18 protein-coding genes are annotated in these 19,560 nt (G+C 57.9%); 8 read left to right on the top strand and 10 right to left on the bottom strand.

Features of this window, described 5'->3' with window-relative positions; all coding sequences use genetic code 11:
* The first annotated feature begins 19 nt into the window (after window positions 1-19).
* The gene (locus AC2FIT_RS12565; protein WP_496829917.1) at window positions 20-607 is read left to right on the top strand and encodes a uracil-DNA glycosylase family protein; all 588 of its coding nucleotides are present in this window, start codon (window positions 20-22) and stop codon (window positions 605-607) included.
* A complete protein-coding gene (locus AC2FIT_RS12560) occupies window positions 600-1,388 on the top strand; it encodes an SseB family protein (protein WP_496829915.1) in 789 nt (262 codons plus the stop codon). Before AC2FIT_RS12565 ends, AC2FIT_RS12560 begins: the two co-directional genes overlap by 8 nt.
* 38 nt (window positions 1,389-1,426) lie before the next feature.
* On the opposite strand, the gene yghU is transcribed toward AC2FIT_RS12560, so the two are convergent.
* Window positions 1,427-2,305 (bottom strand): glutathione-dependent disulfide-bond oxidoreductase, encoded by an 879-nt coding sequence (gene yghU / locus AC2FIT_RS12555; protein ID WP_496829914.1) that lies wholly within the window; start codon window positions 2,303-2,305, stop codon window positions 1,427-1,429.
* A gap of 231 nt (window positions 2,306-2,536) precedes the next feature.
* Between yghU and AC2FIT_RS12550 the strand changes: the two genes are divergently transcribed.
* A complete protein-coding gene (locus tag AC2FIT_RS12550) occupies window positions 2,537-3,055 on the top strand; it encodes a YHS domain-containing (seleno)protein (protein WP_496829912.1) in 519 nt (172 codons plus the stop codon).
* Window positions 3,056-3,107: 52 nt separating this feature from the next.
* Here the strand turns inward: AC2FIT_RS12550 and AC2FIT_RS12545 are convergent, their stop codons facing one another.
* Both AC2FIT_RS12545 and metF read right to left on the bottom strand, forming a co-directional pair.
* Window positions 3,108-3,761 (bottom strand): DnaJ domain-containing protein, encoded by a 654-nt coding sequence (locus AC2FIT_RS12545; protein WP_496829910.1) that lies wholly within the window; start codon window positions 3,759-3,761, stop codon window positions 3,108-3,110.
* Window positions 3,762-3,976: 215 nt separating this feature from the next.
* A complete protein-coding gene (gene metF, locus AC2FIT_RS12540) occupies window positions 3,977-4,843 on the bottom strand; it encodes a methylenetetrahydrofolate reductase [NAD(P)H] (protein WP_496829908.1) in 867 nt (288 codons plus the stop codon).
* 94 nt (window positions 4,844-4,937) lie between these two features.
* Between metF and AC2FIT_RS12535 the strand changes: the two genes are divergently transcribed.
* Window positions 4,938-5,843, top strand: a complete 906-nt coding sequence (locus AC2FIT_RS12535) for a LysR family transcriptional regulator (protein ID WP_496830073.1) — start codon at window positions 4,938-4,940, stop codon at window positions 5,841-5,843.
* Window positions 5,844-5,939: 96 nt separating this feature from the next.
* The gene (locus AC2FIT_RS12530; protein WP_496829906.1) at window positions 5,940-6,725 is read left to right on the top strand and encodes an inositol monophosphatase family protein; all 786 of its coding nucleotides are present in this window, start codon (window positions 5,940-5,942) and stop codon (window positions 6,723-6,725) included.
* Between the two features lie 67 nt (window positions 6,726-6,792).
* On the opposite strand, the gene bhcD is transcribed toward AC2FIT_RS12530, so the two are convergent.
* From bhcD to bhcA, 4 genes are read right to left on the bottom strand one after another with little or no spacing between them, the layout of a single operon-like run.
* Window positions 6,793-7,782, bottom strand: a complete 990-nt coding sequence (gene bhcD / locus AC2FIT_RS12525; RefSeq protein WP_496829904.1) for an iminosuccinate reductase BhcD — start codon at window positions 7,780-7,782, stop codon at window positions 6,793-6,795.
* A 14-nt stretch (window positions 7,783-7,796) separates the two neighbouring features.
* Window positions 7,797-8,960 carry a 3-hydroxy-D-aspartate aldolase BhcC gene (bhcC, locus tag AC2FIT_RS12520; protein ID WP_496829902.1) on the bottom strand — a complete coding sequence of 388 codons (1,164 nt, stop codon included), beginning with the start codon at window positions 8,958-8,960 and terminating at the stop codon, window positions 7,797-7,799.
* Between the two features lie 10 nt (window positions 8,961-8,970).
* Window positions 8,971-9,945 (bottom strand): beta-hydroxyaspartate dehydratase BhcB, encoded by a 975-nt coding sequence (gene bhcB, locus AC2FIT_RS12515; RefSeq protein WP_496829900.1) that lies wholly within the window; start codon window positions 9,943-9,945, stop codon window positions 8,971-8,973.
* 11 nt (window positions 9,946-9,956) lie between these two features.
* The gene (gene bhcA / locus AC2FIT_RS12510; protein WP_496829898.1) at window positions 9,957-11,147 is read right to left on the bottom strand and encodes an L-aspartate--glyoxylate aminotransferase BhcA; all 1,191 of its coding nucleotides are present in this window, start codon (window positions 11,145-11,147) and stop codon (window positions 9,957-9,959) included.
* Window positions 11,148-11,334: 187 nt separating this feature from the next.
* Here bhcA and AC2FIT_RS12505 point away from each other — a divergent pair, with 187 nt between their 5' ends.
* Window positions 11,335-12,162, top strand: coding sequence for an IclR family transcriptional regulator (locus AC2FIT_RS12505; protein WP_496829896.1), 828 nt, complete (start codon window positions 11,335-11,337; stop codon window positions 12,160-12,162).
* Window positions 12,163-12,165: 3 nt separating this feature from the next.
* Here AC2FIT_RS12505 and AC2FIT_RS12500 read toward each other — a convergent pair whose 3' ends face one another.
* Both AC2FIT_RS12500 and putA read right to left on the bottom strand, forming a co-directional pair.
* A complete protein-coding gene (locus tag AC2FIT_RS12500; RefSeq protein ID WP_496829894.1) occupies window positions 12,166-12,909 on the bottom strand; it encodes a rhomboid family intramembrane serine protease in 744 nt (247 codons plus the stop codon).
* A 42-nt stretch (window positions 12,910-12,951) separates the two neighbouring features.
* Window positions 12,952-16,353 (bottom strand): bifunctional proline dehydrogenase/L-glutamate gamma-semialdehyde dehydrogenase PutA, encoded by a 3,402-nt coding sequence (putA, locus tag AC2FIT_RS12495; protein WP_496829892.1) that lies wholly within the window; start codon window positions 16,351-16,353, stop codon window positions 12,952-12,954.
* Window positions 16,354-16,455: 102 nt separating this feature from the next.
* Between putA and AC2FIT_RS12490 the strand changes: the two genes are divergently transcribed.
* Both AC2FIT_RS12490 and AC2FIT_RS12485 read left to right on the top strand, forming a co-directional pair.
* Window positions 16,456-16,944, top strand: coding sequence for an Lrp/AsnC family transcriptional regulator (locus AC2FIT_RS12490; protein ID WP_224890787.1), 489 nt, complete (start codon window positions 16,456-16,458; stop codon window positions 16,942-16,944).
* A gap of 30 nt (window positions 16,945-16,974) precedes the next feature.
* Window positions 16,975-17,538 (top strand): tetratricopeptide repeat protein, encoded by a 564-nt coding sequence (locus tag AC2FIT_RS12485; RefSeq protein ID WP_496829890.1) that lies wholly within the window; start codon window positions 16,975-16,977, stop codon window positions 17,536-17,538.
* Between the two features lie 49 nt (window positions 17,539-17,587).
* Here the strand turns inward: AC2FIT_RS12485 and AC2FIT_RS12480 are convergent, their stop codons facing one another.
* Entirely contained in the window at window positions 17,588-19,477 is a 1,890-nt protein-coding gene (locus AC2FIT_RS12480; RefSeq protein ID WP_496829888.1) for a PhoX family protein, read from the bottom strand.
* Window positions 19,478-19,560 lie beyond the last annotated feature (83 nt).

Below are 19,560 nucleotides of genomic sequence, written 5' to 3'. Positions count from 1 at the left end.
CAGGAAGTCTTTCGATCTGATGAATTCGTTACAGGAAGAGATAGAGGCCTGCCAAATATGTGCAGAAAAGTTCCGCGCCACGCATACAGCGCACGAGCCGCGACCGGTGGTCTGGTTCAGCTCTGGCGCGCGCTTGCTGATTGCTGGGCAAGCACCGGGTGCGCGCGTCCATGCCTCGGGGCGTCCGTTCACCGATCCTTCGGGCGACCGCCTGCGTGACTGGTTGGGGATTGACGAAACCGTTTTTTATGACCGCGCCCGCGTGTCGATTGTTCCGATGGCCTTTTGCTTTCCGGGGTATAACGAACGAAAAGCTGACCTGCCCCCGCCGCGCATCTGTGGAAAGACGTGGCATGACCGGGTTATGCAAACGCTTGGAGAGGTGCCACTGACAGTAATGGTCGGCGGCCACGCGCAAAAGTTTCATATGGGTGTTCAAGGGTCGGTGACGAATACGGTGCAACGCTGGCGGGATTATGCGCCGCATGTCTTTCCCTTGCCTCATCCATCTTGGCGCAATACGGCATGGCTGAAGAAAAACCCGTGGTTCGAAGCAGAACTTCTGCCAGTTCTACGCGCGCGGGTCCAAGAGGTTTTGAATGACTGATACAACGGCGCTTGATTCAGCGCATGCCGCCATGGAAGCCAACCCGCAAGACGATGCAGCGCGCTTGCGCTTTTTTGAGCGACTTGCAGATAGTGAGCTGTTTTTGATGCTGACCGAAGAGGCGCAGGGCGAAAGTATCTCGCCCGAGTTGTTCGATGTCGCTGATGGCCGCTTTGTTTTGGCCTTCGACCGTGAGGACAGGCTGGCCCGTTTCGCCGAACGACCCGTGCCGTATGTGGCCCTGTCGGGGCGGATCTTGTCGTCGATGCTGTCGGGGCAGGGGATCGGTCTGGGCCTGAACCTTGAGGTCGCGCCGTCGTCGATGCTGATCCCGGTCGAGGCGTTGGGGTGGCTTGCGTCTACATTGGAGCATGCACCGGAGGAGGTTCAGCAACGCCTGGCGCAGTTCCTTCCGCCCGTTGGCCTGCCGGAAGACCTGCTAAAGGCGCTGGACGCAAAGCTGGCAACAGCCGTTGGTCTGGCCGAGTCCGCGTTTCTGGTGGGAACCAAGGCGGAAGACGGGGGATCGGGGCACTTGCTTGGATTTGTCGGCGCGATCGAAGGGGCCGAACCCGCATTGGCCAAAGCCGCCTCCGAAGCCCTGACATTTTCGGGGATCGAAGCGGGTGCGATGGATGTTGGGTTCTTTAAACCGCAAGAGCCAGCGGCAGCAGCACTGGCGCGGGTTGGTCTGCGGTTCGATCTGCCAAAGCCTGAGCGGCGTGTTGTGGAACAAATTGCCCCGGGTCGTGATCCGGAAAAACCACCTATTCTGAAGTAACAATGCCCCGCGATCCATTAGACCGCGGGGCTTTCATGCTATTCAGCAGCGGGTTCCAGCTTGTCCTGCGTGCGGGTTTCGAAATCGCTGGCGTCGTGACGCTCATGCAGTTGGGTTTCAGGCTCACCAAACGTGCGGTTGACCATCCGGCCGCGTTTTACAGCGGGGCGTTCGTCGATCGCTTTGGCCCAACGCATCACGTTTTTGTAGGATTCAGCGTCCAGGAACTCGGCCGCGCTGTAGAGGCGACCCAAAACCAATTGGCCATACCAGGACCAGATTGCCATGTCGGCAATAGTGTAGTCTTCGCCCGCGACGTAAGTGTTATCGGCCAACTGCCGGTCCAACACATCCAACTGCCGCTTGGTTTCCATCGTGAAGCGGTTGATCGGGTATTCCATTTTCTCTGGGGCATAGGCGTAGAAATGACCAAACCCGCCACCAAGGTAAGGCGCGCTGCCCATTTGCCAGAATACCCAATTCATGACTTCTGTGCGCTCAGGTCCGGATTCTGGAAGGAAAGCGCCAAATTTCTCAGCCAGATGGAAGAGAATCGATGCGCTTTCAAACACACGGACAGGCTTTTCGCCTGAATGGTCCCATAATGCAGGAATTTTCGAGTTTGGGTTGGCCTCGACAAAACCCGAGCTGAACTGATCACCGTCACCGATTTTGACCAGCCAGGCATCATATTCTGCGCCTTCGTGCCCCAGTGCTAGTAACTCCTCAAGCATCACTGTCACTTTGACGCCATTGGGAGTCGCCAGAGAGTAGAGCTGCAGCGGATGCTTTCCGACCGGAAGGTCCTTGTCGTGGGTCGCACCAGCAATGGGGCGGTTGATATTCGCAAATTGTCCGCCGCTTTCGCTGTCCCATGTCCAGACTTTGGGGGGCTCATATTGGGATTGCTCGGTCATCTGGTCTCTTTCTCGGCAAAGTTCGGTTTACAGATCTGTCAAACCGAACAGCTAATACTGCAACGGCCCGAGTCCAACCCCAGGCGCCAGGATAGTTCTGTAACATTTGGGTACGCAGGTCTAACGTTTCCTCATTCCTGGTCACACCGACGCGAGCGGGACTGCCCAAATGGATGAAAACGGGTATCCTTCCGATACACGCCTAACCCAGTGGACAAAAGGATTGACCGCATGAAACGTTTTGCCCTGACCCTCGCGACTGCTCTGACCCTCGCCTTTCCGGCATTTGCCGGTGATCAATATGTGGATGGCACCGGCTTTGCTGTTTCGGGATATGATGTTGTGGCCTATCGCAGCCTTGATCAGGCACCTGTCGGTCAGTCCCAGCCCGAGGCCGTGCGCGGCCATGCCGATATCACGGCGGAATACAATGGTGCGACATGGGCGTTCGCGACCGAGGAAAACCGCGACAAATTCCTTGAAAATCCAGCTTACTACGCTCCCCAGTATGATGGCCACTGCGCATATGGCGTATCAAAAGGAGGCAAGGTTCCGGCAAATCCGAACCTGTGGCGGATCGTTGACGATAAACTTTATCTAAATATTACAGATGTTGTTGTTGGTTTCTGGGAAGAAGATGTCCCCGGAAATATCAACATTGCCGAAGGCAATTGGCCTGGACTCGAAGGTGATGCAGCATCGACCAGGGTTATCCCCAAGTTTACGTCCGAAGGCCCAGTTTCGAACTAACTGAGGCTTTGCGAAGGATAAACCCGGCCGTCTCTTGGTCGGGTTTTTCGATTCAGTTCGGCAACCAGAAATCGTCTCGCATCTGTTGATCCACGTCGAATTTTATGCGGACGCTTTTTGCGCCCGGAAATTTGGACGTGATAATTGCTTCGGGCACTACGACCTCGCCCGCGCCCGCATCTTTGGCCTGAAAGTTCAGTACTTCGGTTTCCGTGCGCCGTGCCGAGGCCAGGAAAGAGGTCGGCAACGCCACCCGGTTAGATCCTTCACAGACAGGCGTGGGAACAAAATACGTCAGGTGACGGCCATAAAACCCCACGGCTTCCGGAACATGGTCCGAGGCCGTTTTGTTTTGCGTGGGCGACGTCACGTCAGATTGATCTGAACTATGCGACAGAGCTGTGTTCAACAACACGCGGCAGGCGTCGATATCTGCGCTCTCCAGCTCAATCACACGCTTGCGCAGCTTTGGGCGTCGCGGTTTGCCGGTGGTTGGGCCTTTGGTTGTCAGGCCTTCGCGGCGCAAGAAATCATAGGCTTCCTTGGCGCGGGCAAAATGCGTGCAGTCGCCATTCTTGTGATCGGGATGTGCGTGAAAGGCGATGTGTCGCCAGGCATCCCGGATATCATCGGATCCGGCGGTTTGGTCCAGTCCAAGTGCCCCCAGCGCGTCAGCGCGAGCATTAATTTTTTCAACAGGCTCCATACCCAAATAACTCGTTAAACAAATACAACACCCTCAGTGTGCGGAGGCCTTTGAATTTGTCAAACTTTAGCGAATTTTTATCCTCCCCACGGGGACAGTAATTGTTTGTTTTCGGGGATTGTTTACATATTCGCGGTTCCCAAAAATGATGCGAGACGTCGCAAAAAGCCCAGAACTCAATGGGTTCCGGGCAAAGTGACCAACAGGGGATTGCCTCAGGCGACGTTCTGCAAGGCGGCCCTAGGCGTAATGCCCAGGGCAAAGCAGACGTCACGCGTAAGCTCTGGTCGATTCAGGGTGTAGAAATGCAGCTTGTCAACGCCGCCCTCGATCAAATCCGAGCATAGTTCGGTGCACAAGGCAGTGGCCAGCAGGTCTTCGCGATCGTCTCGAAGTGCCTTGTCAAAAGCATTCTCAATCCACGCCGGAATATGCGCCCCACAGCGGCGGGCAAAGTTGCGGGCCCCTTTCCAGTTTTCGATCGGCAGGATGCCGGGCACGATGGGTTTGTCGATTCCGGCCTTCTCGCACGCGTCGCGAAAGCGGAAAAAAGTCTCGGCCTCGAAAAAGAACTGGGTCAGGGCTTCGTCGGCACCCGCATCGAACTTGGCTTTGAGCCAATCGATATCAGCGGCGAAATCCTGCGCCTCGGGGTGCCGGTCGGGATAAGCGCCGACGCGTATATTGAACTTCCCGGTGTCGGCCAGGGCTTCGATCAGTTCGACCGAATGCGCAAACCCGTCGGGATGCGGTACGAACCGGTCCTGACCTTTGGGCGGATCACCGCGCAGTGCAACGATGTCCTGCACACCGGCGGCTGCGAAAGTATCTGCGATTTCGAGCGTTTCCTGGCGCGAGGCATCAACGCAGGTCAGGTGCGCTGCCACTGGCAGGCCGGAAGATTTGTGCAAGGTGGACACAGCATCGCGGGTCAGTTCGCGGGTCGTGCCACCAGCGCCATAGGTAACGGACACAAAGCGCGGCTCAAGCGGAGCCAATGTCTGAACGGTATCCCACAGGCGGAATGAGGCCTCAAGCGTTTGAGGCGGGAAAAACTCGAATGAAATCTCTGGTTTCGTCATGTCTGCCTCACAGGTCCAATCTGTACCCCTTGTGCCAGTTTGAGCATTGTGAGACAAACTCATATTACTCAAGAACAACATGAGTCTTACAGCAATGCACATTGAATTCCGGCACCTGCGTACGATCAAGGCCATCCATGAATGCGGTGGCCTGGCCCGTGCTGCGGATCAGTTGAACATCACCCAATCCGCGCTGAGCCATCAGATCAAGGGGTTGGAGGATCAGGCCGGAGTCGAGCTGTTCCTGCGCCGGTCCAAACCGATGAAGCTGTCAGCGGCAGGGTTGCGGCTGTTGCGTTTGGCCGAGCAGATTTTGCCGCAAGTCGAGGCGACGCAACAGGAATTTTCGTCCCTTCGGGATGGTCGTACAGGTCGAATGCACATCGCTATCGAATGTCACGCCTGTTTCGAATGGTTGTTCCCCGTGCTAGAGGCTTTCCGGAAATCCTGGGGGGATGTTGACGTTGATATCCGTCCCGGCCTTGCATTTGACGCGCTGCCTGCACTGCAAAAGGAAGAGGTTGACCTTGTCATCTCTTCCGACCCTGAAAGCCTGCCGGGTGTCGAGTTCATTGAACTGTTTGATTACGAAGCGGTATTTGTTGCCGCCTCGTCACACAAGCTTGCGCAAAAAAAATACATTGATGCCGATGATTTCCGGGGCCAGACTTTGATCACCTATCCGGTCGAGCGTACACGTCTGGATGTGTTCAGCCAGTTGCTGATCCCTGCGCGGGTTGAGCCTGCGGCGATCCGTCAAGTCGAACTGACCGCGGTGATCCTGTTGCTGGTCGCGTCAAACCGTGGTGTATCAGTCTTGCCTGACTGGGTAGTGCGTGAGGTCAAATACAACTCCGACTATGTGACGCGACCGCTGACCAAGAACGGAATCACCCGCAGGCTGTACGCAGCGGTTCGTTCCGAAGACCTTGAAAAACCTTACGTTCAAGAGCTGATCGAATTGGCTGGAAGCGAGGCGCGCAAGCTGCAAGCGCAGTAGGTGCCAAACGCCGGTCAGCTATGCGCATCATTCCTCTTGGCAAGGCTGCATTGCCCAAGTATACGCGCGGTTTGACCGGACAGGAGCCTTTGGACAATGGTTGGCAGTGCAAACCTCAACATCATGATCAAGGCCGCGCGCAAGGCGGGGCGTTCTTTGGTCAAGGATTTTCGTGAAGTCGAGAACCTTCAGGTGTCGATGAAGGGCGCAGGCGACTTTGTCTCCAAGGCCGATATTGCCGCTGAGGCGATCCTGAAAGAGGAACTTCTGGGTGCGCGCCCGACCTATGGCTGGCTGGCCGAAGAAGGTGGCGCCATCGACGGTGAGGACCCAACCCGCCGCTGGATCGTTGACCCGCTGGATGGCACCACGAACTTCCTGCACGGCCTGCCGCATTGGGCGATCTCTATCGCTTTGGAGCACAAGGGCAAGATCGTGGCTGGCGTGATCTATGACGCCGCTAAGGATGAGATGTTCTTTGCCGAAAAAGGCGAGGGCGCGTGGATGAATGACACCCGCATTCGCGTCTCGGGCCGTCACCGCATGATCGAGTCCATTTTCTCGACTGGTCTGCCTTTTGGTGGCCGCTCGGACCTGCCTGCCACTCTGCAGGACCTTGCCCGCTTGATGCCGGTTTGTGCCGGTGTACGCCGCTGGGGTGCTGCGGCGCTGGACATGGCCTACGTGGCTGCGGGCCGCTATGAAGGTTTTTGGGAGCGTCGCCTGAACGCATGGGATTTGGCCGCCGGGATCATCATCGTGAAAGAAGCCGGTGGCCTTGTTCAGGCCTTAAATCCGGAAGGAAGCGTGATTGATGATGGTGAGGTGATCTGTTCGAGCGAGCCGATCTTTGACCAGTTCGCCAAAGTGATCCGCAGTTGACCATCGCTTATTCTGGTATAGCAAGCGCGCCCGATTAAGGCGCGATTTCACGTTTCCCGGGTTCGCTTTACAGAATCGCCCGATCTGCCAATCCGGCTTTGTCCGCGAGTTTTGCGGCAACTGATGCGACGGCGAGGTCTTGCATTCCGACTCCGGTGCCGTCGAAGAGGGTGATCTCTTCGTCTGACCCACGCCCCGGGTGGTCGCCGTTGATAACGGATCCGATCGGGGTAATCTGATCTTTGGTCAGCTGACCGTCGGCGACAGCGTGCTGCGTCTCTCCGATGGTAATCGATTGCGCTACCTCATCGGTGAATACGGTGGCATGGGCCACCAGCATGGCATCGACCTCTTGCTTGCTCTTCGTATCGGTGCCCATACATGACAGATGGGTGCCGGGTTTGATCCAGTCCTTCATCAACAAGGGTTCAAAAGCCGAGGTGATCGTAATGATGACATCGGCCTGCGCGCCAAGCTCTTCTTGGGTGACGGCCTGAAACTCCAGTCCGACCTCATGCGCGACGGCTTCCAGACGCGGCAGCATTTCGGGGTGGGGGTTCCAGGCGACCACCTTTTCAAAGTCACGCTGTTCGGCGGCGGCCCGAAGCTGGAAGGTGGATTGGTGGCCCGCGCCGACCATTCCCAGCACTTTGGAGTCTCTGCGGGCCAGATGCGCGATGGACACGGCCGAAGACGCCGCTGTGCGGACAGCAGTCAGGTAGTTGCCGCCAACCAGCGCTGACAGCCGCCCAGTGTCGGGGTCGAACAGAAAGACCGTGGACTGGTGGTTGGTCAACCCTTTCTCGGTGTTTCCCGGCCAGTATCCTCCGGATTTGACGCCCAGCACCTGACCCGCGCGGTCAAACCCGGATTTGAAGCCGTAGAGCGCATCGGCATAGCCGATCGCCTCGCGGATAACAGGGAAGTTGTACGCGTCACCGCGCGCCATAGCCGCGAACACGTCTTGCACCGCGTCGAACGCCTCTTTGCGGCCAACCAACTGCTGACAAAGGTCTTCGCTGACAATCAGCAGGCCATTATCTGACATATCTTTCATTATCCTCCCCTCGCCTAGAAGACTTTGCCGCGTGCAGAAACAGGCCAGAGGGCTTCGACTTTGCCGTCACGCACACCCACGTACCAGTCATGGACATTGGCGGTCGGGTCGCAGTGGCCTGGCACCAAATGCAACTTTTCATTGATCCTCAGAACGCCGTCGGGGTCGGCGACTACGCCGTGCTCGTCCGAGCATTTGACGTATTCCACATCCGTTCGCCCAAAGACCACCGGCAGCCCACTGTCCACCGATTGCGCCTTGAGACCGGCATCCACGATAGCTTTGTCCGCTTTGGCATGGCTCATGACGGTGGTGAGGATAAAGAAGGCGTTTTCCCACTCACCCCGGTCGATCCGGTTGCCGTCCTTGTCCAGAATGCGGCCATAATCGGCATCCATAAACGCGTAAGAGCCGCACTGGAGCTCGTTGTAAACGCCCGAGGTGCTTTCGAAGTAGTAAGACCCGGTGCCACCACCGCCGACGATATCGCATTCCAACCCTTCGGTTTTCAACCCGTCTACAGCGTCCTTTACCTGCGCTACGGCGATGTCGATCCTGGCCTTGCGGTCTTCGTACAAATCCAAGTGCTGCATCGCACCCTGATAGGCTTGGATACCTGCAAACTTCAGGCCCGGGGCCGCGTCGATAGCCTTGGCGATGGCGATGACGTCAGGCGTGGTGGTCACACCACAGCGACCCGCACCGCAGTCGATTTCGACAAGACATTCGATCTGGGTGCCATGGCGCTGCGCGGCCTCGGACAGGTCGGACACATTGTCTATATCGTCGACACAACAGATCGTCCGGGCACCCAGCTTGGGCATTTGCGCAAGCCTGTCGATTTTGACCGCATCGCGCACCTGGTTCGAGACCAGAATGTCCTTGATACCACCACGGGCAAAAACTTCGGCCTCTGACACTTTCTGGCAGCAGATACCGCACGCGTCGCCAAGTTCGACCTGAAGCCGCGCCACATCGACGGATTTGTGCATCTTGCCGTGCACCCGGTGGCGCATACCGTGGGCTTTGGCATAGTCACCCATTTTCTTGATGTTGCGTTCCAGTGCGTCCAGATCCAGGACCAACGCGGGTGTCTGGATTTCGGATGCGTCCATGCCGATGGCGGCGGGTATGTCAAAGCCGACCTCTAGCTGTTCGATGTTTAGGGGCTTGTTCATGTTTTCCTCCTCAACCCCGGGTCCAGGGCAATTTGTCCAGATCCACGTTGCCGCCGGTGATGATCACGCCGACGCGCTTGCCTTTGAACACCTCGGGGTGCTTCAGGATCGTTGCCAGCGGCACGGCGCTGCTGGGCTCCATCACGATGCGCAGGTGCTTCCATGTGGTTTTCATCGCTGCGACAATCTCGTCTTCGCTGGCGGTGTGTATTTCGCTGACGAAGTTCGACACAAAGTGCCACGTGTTTTCCCTTAGCGGCACCTTTAGGCCATCCGCGATGGTGTTCGGCGCATCGTCGGCGATGATATGACCCGCTTTAAAGCTGCGATAGGCGTCGTCAGCCTGTTCGGGTTCTGCGGCATATATCGTTACGTCGGGCGCAAGGTTTGAAAGCGTCAGGCAAGTGCCCGAGATCATGCCACCGCCGCCGATAGGCGCGACCACCGCCTCCAGACCATCGGTCTGTTCCAGCAACTCGGCCGAACAGGTCGCTTGGCCTGCGATCACGCGCGGGTCGTTATAGGGGTGTACGAACTCACCCCCCGTGCGCGCCTGTACCTCGGCAAACACCGCCTCGCGCGAGGTGGTCGAGGGCTCGCATTCGGTGATAATCCCACCATAACGGCGCACAGCGTCCTTTTTGGCCTGTGGCGCCGTTCGCGGCATGACCACGTTGCAGGGAATACCACGCCGGCTGGCCGCGTAAGACAGGCTAAGCGCGTGATTGCCCGAGGAATGGGTGGCCACACCGCGTTTGGCGGCCGCCTCATCCAGGCCAAAGACCGCGTTGCAAGCACCGCGCACCTTGAAGGCTCCGGCCTCCTGAAAGTTTTCGCATTTGAAAAACAGCCGCGCGCCGGTCAGATCGTCCAGATAGTCCGAGCGTAGCACGGGTGTACGGTTGATATTGGGCCGGATACGGTCGTGCGCCTCTCGCATATCGGCGAGGGTCAGGCTATCGGCTGTGGTCAGTGCGTCCAACATCGGGCTTCTCCTCATGCCGCGGTTTTCATGGGGGTCGTGCGCCCCGAGCGGAAATACTCCTGCGCCGCCGCAACACCGCTGCCGAGGTCGATCGGGTAATCCAGATCGGCCATCGCCATCTCGATCGTGGCCAGACCACTTAGAACCATGACATCCGTCAGACTGCCCAAGTGACCGATGCGGAAGGCTTTGCCGTTCATCTCACCCAAGCCGACGCCAAAGCTGACGCCATAGGCGTTAAAGGCGTGATCGGTCAGGGCATTGCTGTCGAAGCCCTCGGGCACAAAGATCGCGCTGACCGTATCCGAGTAAAGCTCGGGCGATTGCGCAACCAGATCCAGCCCCCATGCGGCAGTGGCTTTTCGTACACCTTCGGCCAGCCGGGAGTGGCGTGCATAAACGTTGTCCAAGCCTTCCTCGAACAGCATGTTAAGGCTTTCGCGCATTCCAAAAATTAGTTGCAGTGGTGGGGTATAAGGGAACCCGCCCGATGCGTTGGCGTTCATCATGTCGCGAAAGTCAAAGAAAGTACGCGGCAGCTTGGCGGTCTCAATCGCCGCCAGCGCCTTGGGACTGACGCATAGGATCGCCATGCCTGTTGCCAGCATGAAACCCTTTTGCGAACCCGACACCGCGATATCAACGCCCCAGTCATCGAACGCAAACGGCATCGAGGCAAGCGAACTGACACAATCCACATACAGCATCGCCGGATGGTCGCTGGCATCCATCGCCTTGCGCACTGCCGAAATATCCGAACGCACGCCGGTTGCCGTCTCATTATGTGTCACCAGAACCGCCCTGATCTGATGAGCCGTGTCCGAAGCCAGAGCGTTGGCGAACTGATCCGCCGGGGCGCCGCTGCCCCAGGCGCATTCGATAATCCGCACATCCAGACCATGCCGTTGGCACAAGTCAATCCAGCGATGGCTGAACATTCCGTAACGCGCCACCAGAACCGTATCACCGGGGCTGAGCGTATTGGTCACTGCAGCCTCCCATCCTCCGGTTCCGCTGGCTGGAAAGGTAATGATCTGGCCAGAGGCTGATCCGAATACCTTTTTGGTACCCTCAAGAACGGGTGCAAGCGTGTTCACAAAATCGGGCGCGCGGTGGTCTTGCGTCTGGACCTGCATCGCCAAACGCAGCCGATCAGGAATATTTGTGGGGCCGGGAATAAAAACCGGGTTCTGATTGGACATCACTACATCCTTTGCTTTGGCCTGAGTGTGATGAACTCGGTTCCTTTTTGCAATTTTCTTGAAAAATATTTTCATTTATTGATTTTAAATGCTAGCGATATGATAATAAAAAACTTTTTGTTTTTCACTTTTGCGGTGAAGATCATCGGTAAGAAAATTACCGCGACGGAAAATGGAGAAGCCAACGATGGAAACTCGGAAAAGACCGCGCGGCAGACCCAAATCGCTGTTCAAGGAAAGCTCGGCCGGGACCATGCAGTCACTGGATCGGGCGCTGAACGTTCTGACCACCTTGGCCCGGATGGAGCGGGCCGTGCTCAGCGATCTGGCCCGAGAGGTAGATGTTCCAACGGCCACCACGCACCGCATTCTGGCGACATTGCAAAAGCATAGTTTTGCCGCCTTTGATGATGACCGGCAGGAATGGATGATCGGGGTTGAGGCTTATCGCTCTGGTGCCTCGTTCCTGCGCCGGAATAGCGTGATTGAAGTTGGGCGTCCTATTCTGCGGCGATTGATGGAGGATAGCGGTGAAACGGCGAATCTTGCCGTGCCGGATGGTGCCGAGGTTGTCTTTGTCGGGCAGGTCGAAACACCCAATCCGATCCGTGCGTTTTTTCCGCCTGGCGCACGGACGCCTATGTATGCCTCTGGCACTGGCAAGGCGATCCTGTCCGCGATGAGTGAGTCAGCGTTAGGCAAGGTGATGTCGGCGGACGCCGAGCGTTTTACGACTTATACGTTATTGCCCGACGAAGGGCTGCGGGCGGATCTGGCGAAAACGCGCGTGCGGGGTTGGTCGCATGACCATCAGGAACGCTACGAGGGGATGTCCTGTATCGGTGCAGCAATCTTCAATGACCGCGGCGAACCATGTGCGGGTGTTTCTGTGTCGGGTCCTTCTGTCCGGTTCAGCCAAGACCGCGCAGCGGGGCTGGGTGCCTTGGTCAGCCGTGCAGCGCAGGAGATCACAGAGCTAAGTGGTGGCCGATTGCCGAAAAAGTCGAAGGGTTAGCACCTATTTACGCGGGATTTTGGGTATGCGGGATTGTGTCAGCGGGTATTTGTGCTCGGGGTGGGGTGGATGGCCGTGGGTACGGCTCCAAAACCCCGGTCCGCCGCGTTTCAGCCAAAGGGGGATGCACAGCAGCAGACCCACAAAGAAACCACCCGTATGCGCCCAATAGGCGACCCCGCCCGCGTCAGGGTTGCTGGCCAGGCTGCCAATGAACTGGATGCCAAGCCAAAGGCCCAACATGATAAACGCCGGGATTGTGAAAACGCGAAAGTAAACGATCAGGATCAGCAGGACGTCCACGCGGGCTTTGGGGAAAAGAAGCAGATACCCCCCCATCACCCCTGCGATCGCGCCGGATGCGCCAATGGTCGGCACGACGGAACCCGGTGCGGTGGCAATGTGGATCAGACCCGCGCCAATACCTGCGGCCATGTAGAACAATAAAAAGGGCAGGTGCCCCATCTCATCTTCAAGATTATCGCCGAAAATCCACAAAAACAGCATGTTACCCGCCAGATGCATCCATCCACCGTGTAGGAACATCGAGGTCACCAGTGTTTCGAAAGCGAAGCCATCGGTAATCCGGGCTGGAATGATCGCGTAGTCAAAATACAGCTGATTGATCAGTCGTGCGTTCTCCATGATCCCGACATAGCTGAAGAAAATCAGGATATTGGCGGCCATTAGCAGGTAGACGACATAGGGCGTGCGCCCCGAAGGGTTATGGTCACGGATCGGAAACATGGGGCGACGCTGGGCTTTTCCCGGCCCAGCGTCAAGGTCCTGTTACGCCGCACCGCCAAGCAAGGCCGGGTTTCCACCCGCGGCGGTGGTGTCGACGCAAACGTGACGCTCTCCGATAACGCGCGCGCGGTCGGGCTGACCGGGGATCAGCGGCAGGATTGGCCCCGTGCGACGGGCCAGATGACGTTCGATTTCACGCGCGGTATCTTCGTCCCCCCACCACAGTACGCCCGAGACTCCGGTGACGTTTTCCAACCTGTGCAGGTCGATCATGCCAGTTGCCCGGATGGCGGCGCCGCCTAAAGCTTCGACCGCTTTGGCCTGCGCCTGTGCAGCATCAGCACCCGGCCCCATACACAGAAGCGGCGCGCGAGGGAATTCGCTTAGCCGGTTGGACTCGCCCGTTGGGCCGGGCAAGGATTGGGTGCGCACCCCAATGGCTCGCTCCTGTGGGGTGGGTAGCGTGCTCATCGTGCTGTCCCAATCTGCGGCACTGTTTTGGCGATCCGGCTTGCAGAACCGTGTCATGTAATTGGGTCCGCCCGCCTTGGGGCCGGTGCCTGACAGACCCTCACCACCGAAGGGTTGCGATCCGACAATTGCCCCAATCTGGTTGCGATTGACGTAGATGTTGCCCGCATGAACGGCTTCGGTGATGTGCTGCACGCGGTCGTCGATGCGCGTGTGCAAGCCGAAGGTCAGCCCATAGCCGGTGGCGTTGATATCTGCAATGACCTGATCAATTTCAGATGCCTTGAACCGTGCAACATGCAGGACAGGGCCAAAGACTTCACGCTCCAACGCGGCAATGCCGGGGATTTCAATCAAGGTTGGCGCGATGAAAGTCCCCTCGGGCGGCGTATTCAGTTCTTTGAGGACCTGTCCCTTCGCCCGTGCCTGCGCAATGTGATCCGCAATACCCTGACGGGCATCCCCGTCAATCACCGGGCCGCAATCGGTTGACAAATGCCAAGGGTCACCGACCGTCAGCGCCTCCATCGCGCCGGTCAGCATGGTCAGCAGATCTTTGGCGATATCTTCCTGTACGTAAAGGCACCGCAAGGCTGAGCATCGCTGCCCCGCCGACTGAAACGCGCTTTCGATGATGGCTTGCACAGCTTGCTCGGGCAGGGCGGTGCTATCCACGATCATTGCGTTCAATCCGCCTGTTTCCGCGATCAGGGGCGTGCCCGGCTGCATATGCTCGGCCATCGCCGCGCGGATCTTCAGGGCGGTGGCGGTTGATCCGGTAAAGGCCACCCCCGACACGCGCGGATCAGATGTCAGCGCGGCCCCGACCGACGGGCCACCGGGAAGCAGTTGCAGCGCGTCGCGCGGTACTCCGGCCTCGTGCATCAGTTGCACAGCCCGATGCGCGATCAGCGGCGTCTGCGGAGCAGGCTTGGCCAGAACCGCATTGCCAGTTGCCAAAGCGGCCGAGATCTGGCCAGTGAAAATCGCCAGTGGGAAGTTCCATGGGCTGATGCAGGTAAAAGTACCTGCCGGTTCAGCATCGGGGATATTTGCCGCGTAATAGCGTAAGAAATCGACCGCCTCACGCAGTTCAGCAACTGCATCGGGAACGGATTTACCCGCCTCACGGGCCAGAAGGGCGAACAACTCGCCGAAATGGTCCTCATAGAGGTCGGCAGCCTTGTTCAATATCCGTGCACGCTCGACCGCGGGGGATTGCCAGGGGCAGGCAGAGGCAAGAGCCAGCTCAACATCGCGCGCGCTGGCCGGGGCAACTGCGCCGGGTCGATCCAAGGGTTGCGCCGGATTCAGAATGGGCTGGTCAGCCTCTGGATGCGCCTTTTCCGACAAGAGCGGTTGCGCGTACCACTGATGCGCGCGAAATGCATCACGGGCGGCGTCGATCTTGTCAAGCGTGGGTGTATGATGCAGGTCGAACCCCTTGGAATTTGGCCGCTCGGGCTGAAACAATTCGGGGCCAGTTGTCAGGGGCGGTTTCGGCTTATGGATTGCGTCGAATGGATCTGCAGCCACCGTTTCCGGTGGCACATTCTCGTCCACAATTTGGTTCACGAAAGACGAGTTCGCGCCGTTCTCCAGCAGTCGCCGCACCAGATAGGCCAGTAGGTCCCGATGCGCCCCTACCGGCGCGTAGATACGGCAGCGCGTCTTGCTTTGATCCTTCACAATACGATGCAAGGTCTCGCCCATTCCGTGCAGCCGCTGAAATTCGAACGGTTGCCCGTCGGCCATATGCAAAATGGCACTGACTGTGTGGGCATTATGGGTCGCGAACTGGGGGTAAATCCGGTCTGTCATGCCCAACAGTTTGCGCACATTGGCGATATACGAGACATCAGTGACCGCCTTTTGTGTGAACACAGGAAAGCCATCGACGCCTTCGACTTGGGCGCGCTTGATCTCGGTATCCCAATAAGCGCCCTTGACCAGCCGCACCATCAGTTGCCGATCATGCCGCGCGGCCATTTCATACAGTGTATCAAGCACGATTCCGGCGCGCGGGCCATATGCCTGAACAACGATCCCGAAACCGTGCCACCCGGACAGTGCAGGTTCGGCCATCACCGCCTCGATCACCTGTAGGGACAGTGAAAGGCGGTCGGCTTCTTCGGCGTCTACGTTCAATCCCATCCCGGCGGCCTTGGCTAGCAGGCACAGCGCGCGCAGTCGAGGGACCAGCTCGTCCATCACCCGTTTTTCCTGCGCCAATTCATAGCGCGGATGCAGGGCTGACAATTTCACCGATATCCCCGGATTTGCGCGGATGTCGTCATGGGTGCAGGCGTCCGCAATCGCCGCTATCGCGCGCGAGTAAGACAGGTGATAGCGGGCCGCGTCGGCCTCGGTGCGTGCAGCTTCGCCCAGCATGTCGTAGGAATAGGTGTATCCCTTTGCCTCCATCCCGCGGGCGCGGTCCATAGCGGACTGGATAGATTCGCCGAGAACGAATTGCCGCCCCATTTCCTTCATCGCGCGGCCCACAGCGGTACGAATAACGGGCTCTCCCAACCGTTTGATCGCCCCTCGCAGCGCGCTGACCGGAGAGGTTTTCCCCTCATCCAGCACCTTGCCCGTCAGCATCAGCGCCCAGGTCGATGCATTGACCAGCGAAGACGACGAGCGGCCAAGATGTTTGCCCCAGTCTGACGGTGCGATCTTATCTTCGATCAACGCGTCGATCGTGTCGGCGTCAGGCACGCGTAACAGCGCCTCGGCCAGACACATCAACGCGACGCCCTCGTCCGTGGACAGGCCGTATTCTGCAAGGAATACCTCCATCATTCCGGGCGAGGTGCTAGAGCGGATGTCGCGCACCAACTGCGCTGCAGATGCGCAAATGGCGGCGCGGTCGGCCTTGGACAGGTCGGCCTGCTTGAACAAATGATCCAGAATGGCGGACTGATCGGCATAGGTCTGACCGTCGATATGCGTGCGCAGGCTGTGTGTCATGTATCCTCCGGGCTTTTGTAAAGTATACAGTCGATTTTTCAGGACAGTCGGTTTAAATCTCGATTCTGACAGGCGATTGACCTGAAATTTCGAGGAGTGGCAATGCAAATGAACCGTCCCGATCTGGATCGGTTTGACCGTTTGATCCTGAAGATTCTGGCCGAGGATGGGCGCATCTCGGTCGCTGATCTTGCACGGCGCATCGGATTGTCGAAATCGCCAACTCAAGCGCGCGTTAAAAGGCTTGAGTCCGAAGGGATCATCGCCGGTTACCGTGCTTTGCTTGACCCAATCCGCCTCGGGCTGGACCATGTAGCCTTTGTCGAGGTCCGCCTGACCGACACGCGCGAAAAGGCACTGGCCGAGTTTAATGCAGCGGTGCGCAAAGTGGCTGAGATCGAGCAAGCTCATATGATTGCATCGAATTTCGACTATCTGCTGAAAATCCGAACAGGCTCGATGTCGGAATACCGCGCGGTTCTGGCTGAAAAGATTTCGTCCCTTCCGCATGTCGCCAACACGTCAACTTTTGTGGCGATGGAGGCCGTGAAAGAAACAGGCGTTTCAGGGGCGCTTGATGGGATGGGTTGACGAATGAGCTGGCGGCGTCACCTTTGGTGTATGAAACAGATCGCCGTCGCCTCAATCCTTCTCATCGTGTCCTCAGCCGCGACTGCTCAGGATTGCCCCGCCGCCCCGGATCATACCGATGACATCAGCGGCGTGTTGGCGCAAATCCAACAGGCCGACACTGAACAGGCTGCCCGCGCTCTGTCGAGCCAATTGTGGGAATTCTGGGCCGACGCGCCGGATGAAAGTGCACAGGCTGCGCTGGACCGGGGCATGTCGCGCCTCAGAGCATCGGACTTGTCGGGTGCGATTGAAGATTTCAACAAGCTGATCGCTTATTGCCCGTCTTACGCCGAAGGGTACAATCAGCGCGCATTTGCAAATTATTTGCGGCACGACTTTAAAGCTGCATTGCCCGATCTGGACAAGGCCATTGAGCTGTCCCCGAACCACGTTGCTGCCATAAGTGGCCGCGCGCTGACCCTGTTGGGTTTGCGACGGATTGAAGAGGCGCGGGAGGCTTTGAGCGATGCATTGGAGCTGAACCCGTGGCTATCGGAACGTCACCTGCTGGCGACGGGCGGACCATTGGAGCCGCCCGGTCAGGATATCTAATGAAAAAACGCCCCCAAAGCTGCTCAGCTTGAGGGCGTTTTAGATCGGCTTAACCAACCAGACCGTTGTCAGAACGCTTGATCGCAATCACCGCCGACCGCGGCGTACCGCCATCTGGCCAGTTGCTGCCCGGGTGCTGAATGCCAACAAACATAGTCCTCAGATCGGTTGACCAGGCCAGACCTGTGACCTCACAGCCATTCGGTCCGGTCATGAAACGAGCGATTTCGCCCGTGACCGGGTCGCCGACCAACATCTGGTTGTTGCCGTTGCCAGCGAAGTCTTCTTCGTTGTCATCGTTGCCGTCCGTCTGAATCCAGACCAGGCCGGTTGAGTCGATGGTCATGCCGTCAGGCGAGTTGAACAGGTTGCCTTCGTTGACATTTGCCGATCCGGCGCGCTCATCGGAATACACCGCCGGATTGCCCGCCATGACATAAAGATCCCAGTCAAAGCTCTCAGAGGCATGATCGTCATTCGACGGACGCCAGCGCACGATCTGACCATACTTGTTGGCCTCTCGCGGGTTGGGTCCGTTGACTGCGGTGTCGTCGCCACCGGCGTTGGGTTTTACACCGCGATTCTTGTTGTTGGTCAGGCAGCAGTAAGCTTCGACCGCGACCGGGCTTGATGCCACCCATTCGGGACGGTCCATCGTCGTTCCACCCGCAGCCGATGCAGCCATACGAGTGAAAATCAGAATCTCGGCCGCGTCCATACCGGTGGTTTCCGGGGTCAGGGGCAGCCATTCGCCGGTCGCGTCGTCGTTGAACTTGGCGACATAAAGCGTTCCGTCATTCAGCAGGCTCTCGGTCTCAGCACCCGGTTGATAGGTGCCATTTGAGACAAATTTGAACAAGTATTCGCCGCGCTCATCATCGCCCATGTAGACGACCACGCGACCGTCAGCGGCCAGTGTCACCTCGGCATTTTCGTGTTTGAAACGGCCCAGACCGGTGTGCTTGACCGGCGTGCTGTCCGGTTTTGTCGGGTCGATTTCCACGATCCAGCCCGCGCGGTGTGGCTCATTCGGGTTCTTCGACGTGTCAAAACGCGGATCAAACAATTCGTAGCCGTTCCAGCTTTCAGCCTTGATGCCGTAACGCTTGTAGCCATCCGCAACTTTCGGGTCGTAGCTGGCGTTTTCATCGGTCGAGCCGAAGTAGCCGTTAAAGTTCTCTTCACAGGTCAGATAGGTGCCCCACGGCGTCTTGCCCGAACCGCAGTTGTTCATGGTGCCCAGCGATGCGGTGCCGGTTGGATCGGCCTTGGTCTTTAGCAGATCATGCCCGGCAGCCGGACCTACGATCTTCATCGGGGTATTGTGGTGAATACGGCGGTTGAAGCGGCTGTCCTTGACGACCGACCATCCGTCGACACCTTCGGTAATCTCCATAACGGTCACGCCCTGAATGTTCTGGAATTTCAGAACATCATCGGCACTGGCCGGGACACCTTCCTGCGCGGCGGGCAAGTTGATCTTGCGGTTCGGATATTCATGGTTGATTGCAATCAGCTCATGACCCTTGAACGAAAAGGTCTCCATACCATCAGTGTTTTCGCCGAAAACCATGTCGGAATTCTCGACCGGGCCACCATCGGTGACGTCATATCCATCGGCCGCCGCGAACAGCGGGTCGCCCCAGCGCATCAGCATTTTCCACTCATACCCTTCGGGCACATGAACGGCACCGTCTGTCTGTGCTGGGATCGGAGTGAAAGCAAAGCGCGAGGCGCTGATGGCGTGGGCTGCGGTCGACCCCAAAAGGCCGGCACCCATGGCTGCGGCGCCCGACCCAAAGGCCAGCACGCCGCCCAAAAAACTACGACGCGATATTGCGCGTTCAACAACGCGGTCAAAGTCATTTTCTTCGGGGCGGGGGAAATGCAGCTCGTCCCAGTCGTCGGCGGACATATTAGTGAGATCAACGTTTTTCACGGATGGCTCCTGGCTGTCTGAAAAAAGATGAGACGGACATAGGGCGGGATTGTGACGCCTTGATAACAACCCTGTAAAAAATA

The sequence above is a fragment of the Ruegeria sp. YTSA135 genome, assembly GCF_059610165.1.
The sequence above is the reverse complement of the archived record's forward strand: the minus strand, read 5'-3'. Positions and strand labels throughout refer to the sequence as shown.